At 68.9% G+C, this 4,320-nt stretch carries 3 protein-coding genes and 1 pseudogene; all 4 read left to right on the top strand.

What is annotated here, in order from left to right:
* The coding region (locus VGD32_RS10290) for a dihydrolipoamide acetyltransferase family protein (protein ID WP_331031797.1) at positions 1 to 1,034 on the top strand (1,034 nt) is incomplete at its 5' end.
* A 4-nt stretch (positions 1,035 to 1,038) separates the two neighbouring features.
* Entirely contained in the window at positions 1,039 to 2,436 is a 1,398-nt protein-coding gene (gene lpdA, locus VGD32_RS10285; protein WP_331031796.1) for a dihydrolipoyl dehydrogenase, read from the top strand.
* 184 nt (positions 2,437 to 2,620) lie between these two features.
* Positions 2,621 to 3,685: a substrate-binding domain-containing protein gene (locus VGD32_RS10280; RefSeq protein ID WP_331031795.1), complete on the top strand. Its 1,065-nt coding sequence runs from the start codon at positions 2,621 to 2,623 to the stop codon at positions 3,683 to 3,685.
* 276 nt (positions 3,686 to 3,961) lie between these two features.
* Positions 3,962 to 4,320, top strand: a pseudogene (locus VGD32_RS10275) (porin); the annotation flags it as partial.

Genomic DNA, 4,320 nt, shown 5'->3' with positions numbered 1-4,320 from the left:
GAGGGGCCGGGGGTGAGGGTGGACGCGCCTCCGCCGCCGCTCAGCCCGCCGCGTCGAAGACCGTGTCCGAACCCGCCACCTCCACCCCCATCCCAACCCTTCCCCCCTCCAGGGGGAAGGGCTCGGAAGCTCGGCTCTCCGCCCGCTACGAACGCCCCCTCGCCTCCCCCGCCGTGCGCCAGCGCGCCCGCGACCTGGGGATCGAACTCCAGTTCGTCCCCGGCTCCGGCCCGGCCGGCCGCATCGAGCACGGCGACCTCGACGCCTACCTGGCCTCCGGCGCCCACGGATCGTCCGCCTCCGGATCATCCGCCTCGTCCACCTACGCCCGCGCCGAAGGAACCACCGAGACCCGCATCATCGGCCTGCGCCGCAAGATCGCGGAGAAGATGGCCGAGAGCGTTCGCCGCATCCCCCACATCACCTATGTGGAAGAGATCGACGTCACGGCCCTCGAGGAGCTCCGCGCCCACCTCAACGCCAACCGCAAGGCCGACCAGCCCAAGCTGAACGTCCTGCCCTTCATCGCCCGCGCCATCGTCGTGGCCCTGCGCGACCAGCCGACCATCAACTCGCACTACGACGACGAGGGCGGGGTCCTGACCACCCATGCCGCCGTCCATCTCGGCATCGCCGCCCAGACGCCGAACGGCCTGATGGTCCCCGTGGTCCGCCACGCCGAGGCCCGCGATCCGTACGACACGGCCGCCGAGATCGCCCGCGTCTCCGGCGCCGCCAAGTCCGGCAAGGCCAGCCGCGAGGAGCTGTCGGGCTCGACCATCACCATCACCTCGCTGGGCACGCTCGGCGGCGTTGTCCACACCCCCATCATCAATCACCCCGAGGTCGCCATCGTCGGCCCCAACAAGATCCAGGAACGGGTCGTGGTGAAGGACGGCCAGATGGTCGTGCGCAAGATGATGAACCTGTCCTCCAGCTTCGATCACCGCATCGTCGACGGCCACGACGCGGCCGTCTTCGTCCAGCGCATCAAGGGGCTTCTGGAGCATCCGGCCACCCTCTGGATGAACTGAGACCATGGCCGAATCGATCAAAACCAAAGTCCTCATCATCGGCGCCGGGACCGGCGGCTATGTCGCTGGCATCCGCTGCGGCCAGCTGGGCCTCGACACCGTGCTGGTCGACGGCGGCGACGGCTTGGGCGGCACCTGCCTGAACGTCGGCTGCATCCCGTCCAAGGCCATCATCCATGCGGCCCACACGTTCGAGACGGTCTCGAAGGCCGCGAACGGCGGGACCCTGGGCATCACCGCCTCGAAGCCGGCCGTCGACCTGAAGCAGACGGTCGAATGGAAGGACGGCATCGTCAAAAAGCTGAACCAGGGCGTCGCCGGCCTGCTCAAGAAGGCGAAGGTCCGGGTCGTCAACGGCTGGGCGACCTTCTCGGACGCCAAGACCTGCACGGTGAAGACCGCCGACGGCGACATCACGATCAGCGCCGAACACGTCATCCTCGCCACCGGCTCCGAGCCGGTCGAACTGCCCTTCCTGCCCTTCGGCGGCGACGTCATCTCCTCGACCGAAGCCCTGTCGCTGGACAGGGTGCCGGGCAGGCTGGTCGTCGTCGGCGGCGGCTATATCGGGCTGGAACTCGGCATCGCCTTCCGCAAGCTCGGCGCGGAAGTCGCCATCGTCGAAATGGCCGACCGCCTGCTGCCCCTCTACGACAAGGCCCTGACCGATCCGGTCCGCAAATGGCTGGAGGCGCACGGCGTCGAACTCCACCTCGGCGCCAGGGCCGGCTCGTTCGAGAAGGGTCAGCTCAACGTCACGACCGCCGACGGCAAGGCGCTGAAGCTCAAGGCCGACAAGGTCCTCGTCACCGTCGGCCGCAAGCCCCGCACCCGGGGCTGGGGCCTCGAGAACATGGGCGTGGCCATGGCCGGCCCGTTCGTGAAGATCGACGACCGCTGCGCCACGTCGATGAAGAACGTCTGGGCCGTCGGCGACCTGACCGGCGAACCCATGCTGGCCCACAAGGGCAGCGCCCAGGGCGAGATCGTCGCCGAGATCATCGCCGGCCATGACAAGCGGTTCGACCCCGTCAGCATCGCCGCGGTCTGCTTCACCGAGCCCGAGATCGTTTCCGCCGGCCTCGGCCCGCTGGACGTCGAGGGCCGCGACGACGTCATCCAGGCGGTTTTCCCCCTGATGGCCCTCGGCCGCGCCCTGGCCATCGAGGCGGGCTCGGACGGCGGCTTCGTCCGCGTCCTGGCCTCGAAGGCCGACCATCGCCTGCTCGGCGTCCAGGCCGTCGGCCAGCACGTCTCGGAACTCAGCAACAGCTTCGCCCAGATGCTGGAGATGGGCGCCCTGCTCGAGGACGTGGCCGGAACCATCCACGTCCACCCGACCATGGGCGAGGCCTTCCACGAGGCGTCCCTGCGGGCGCTGGGCCACGCGATCCATATTTAGGCGACAGGCAACAGGCGGCAGGAAACGGGTCGAGCGGACCTGACTCCGGACGGCGGCCCGGCGGCCGCTATCGCCCGTCGCCTGCTGCCTCACAGTCGCCGAACCGTCACCTTTCCATCGGCCCTCCCGTCACAAACCTGTGCTCCAAGCGGCTTCGACCTCAACCGTTGTCGGAGCCACATCCATGAACCGCACCCTGTTCGCCGCCGCCTCGGCGATCGCCCTGCTCGGGCTCGCCGCCTGTGGCGACAACCAGAAGGCGGGCGCGCCCGGGGAAGCCGGCGGCCAGGGCATTCTCGCCGTCGGCTCCTCGACCGTCTTCCCGTTCGCCAGCCGCGTGGCCGAGAACTTCTCCCGCACTTCGGGCGGCGCCGCCCCGCGCGTTGAGTCGCTGGGTACGGGCGGCGGCATCCAGAAATTCTGCGAGGGCGTCGGCGCCGGCACGGCGGACATCGCCAACGCGTCGCGGCCGATGAAGAAGTCCGAGTTCGAGCTCTGCCAGAAGAACGGCGTCACCGACATCGTCGAGATCAAGATCGGCTTCGACGGCATCGTCATCGCCACCGCCCGCAACGGCGAGGCCATGAATTTCCGCCTGCAGGATCTCTACCTCGGCCTGGCCAAGGAGGTTCCGGGCGCCAATGGGGCCTTCGCCGCCAACCCCGCGACCGCCTGGAACCAGGTCAATCCGGGCCTGCCCAGCCAGCGCATCCAGGTCTATGGACCGCCGCCGACCTCGGGCACCCGCGACGCCTTCCTCGAACTGGGGATGGCCCCCGGCGCCAAGCTGATCCCCGCGCTGGCCGCCATTGAGGACAAGGACCGCTTCGAGACCCTGGCCCACACCCTGCGCGAGGATAACGCCTGGATCGACTCGGGCGAGAACGACAACGCCATCGTCCAGACCCTGACCCGCACCCCGGGTTCGCTGGGCGTGTTCGGCTTCTCCTTCCTCGAGCAGAACATGGACACGGTGAAGCCGCTGACCATCGACGGCGTCGCCCCCTCGGTCGCAACCATCGCCGACGGCTCCTACCCGCTGGCCCGCAGCCTCTACATCTACGTCAAGAAGCAGCACGTCGGCGTGACCCCGGGCCTGCGGGAGTTTGTGATGGAGTTCATCTCCGAGGCCGCAGCCGGCCGCGGCGGCTACCTGCAGGACCGCGGTCTGGTGCCGCTGCCCGCCGACCAGCTGGCGGCCCAGCGCGCCATCGTCACGGCCATGACGCCGATGACCAGCCCGCAGTAGACCGACGATACTTCGAGACCGACCGGACGCCGCGGGCTGCAGGGCCCGCGGCGTTTCGCTGTTCACCTCCCGCGCGTCACGCCCGGGATTCACACCCCGGGACGCCGTCACAAATCTTCATGGGAAGCGTCACGGTGCCGAGTCCGGACTTTCGGATAAGCGTCACCGCAATCTCACCGTTCCGTCGCCGGACCTAAGCGAAACCGTCGTCGTCGAAAGATAATCCGGGGCCTGACAGACCACATCCGGTCGGCGGGCAACCGAAGGATTCCCACAGTGCGACAACACACCCTGATGGCGGGCGCCGCGCTCGCCGCCGCTCTCTCGCTCACGGCCGGTCCGGCCCTCGCCCAGGCCCCGCAATCGACCAGCGGCGCCTGGAAGGGCGCGCCCGAATACAGCTGGGGCGACTTCACCATCAAACCCCGCGGACGCGTGTTCGCCGACTATGTCGATCAGGATGTCGACCGGGCCGTCGGCGTCGACTTCAGCGACTCGGAAGACCGCTTCCGCACCGCCCGGATCGGCCTGCAGGGGTCCTGGGGCGAGCGGTGGTCGTTCGTCGCCGAGGCCAATTTCACCAACGGCGAGTCGAACTGGGAAGACCTGCTGATCGAATTCGCGCCGAACGACAA

The organism is Brevundimonas sp. (assembly GCF_036402095.1).
Classification (GTDB): Bacteria; Pseudomonadota; Alphaproteobacteria; order Caulobacterales; family Caulobacteraceae; genus Brevundimonas.
This window is presented reverse-complemented; position numbering and strand designations above follow the sequence as displayed.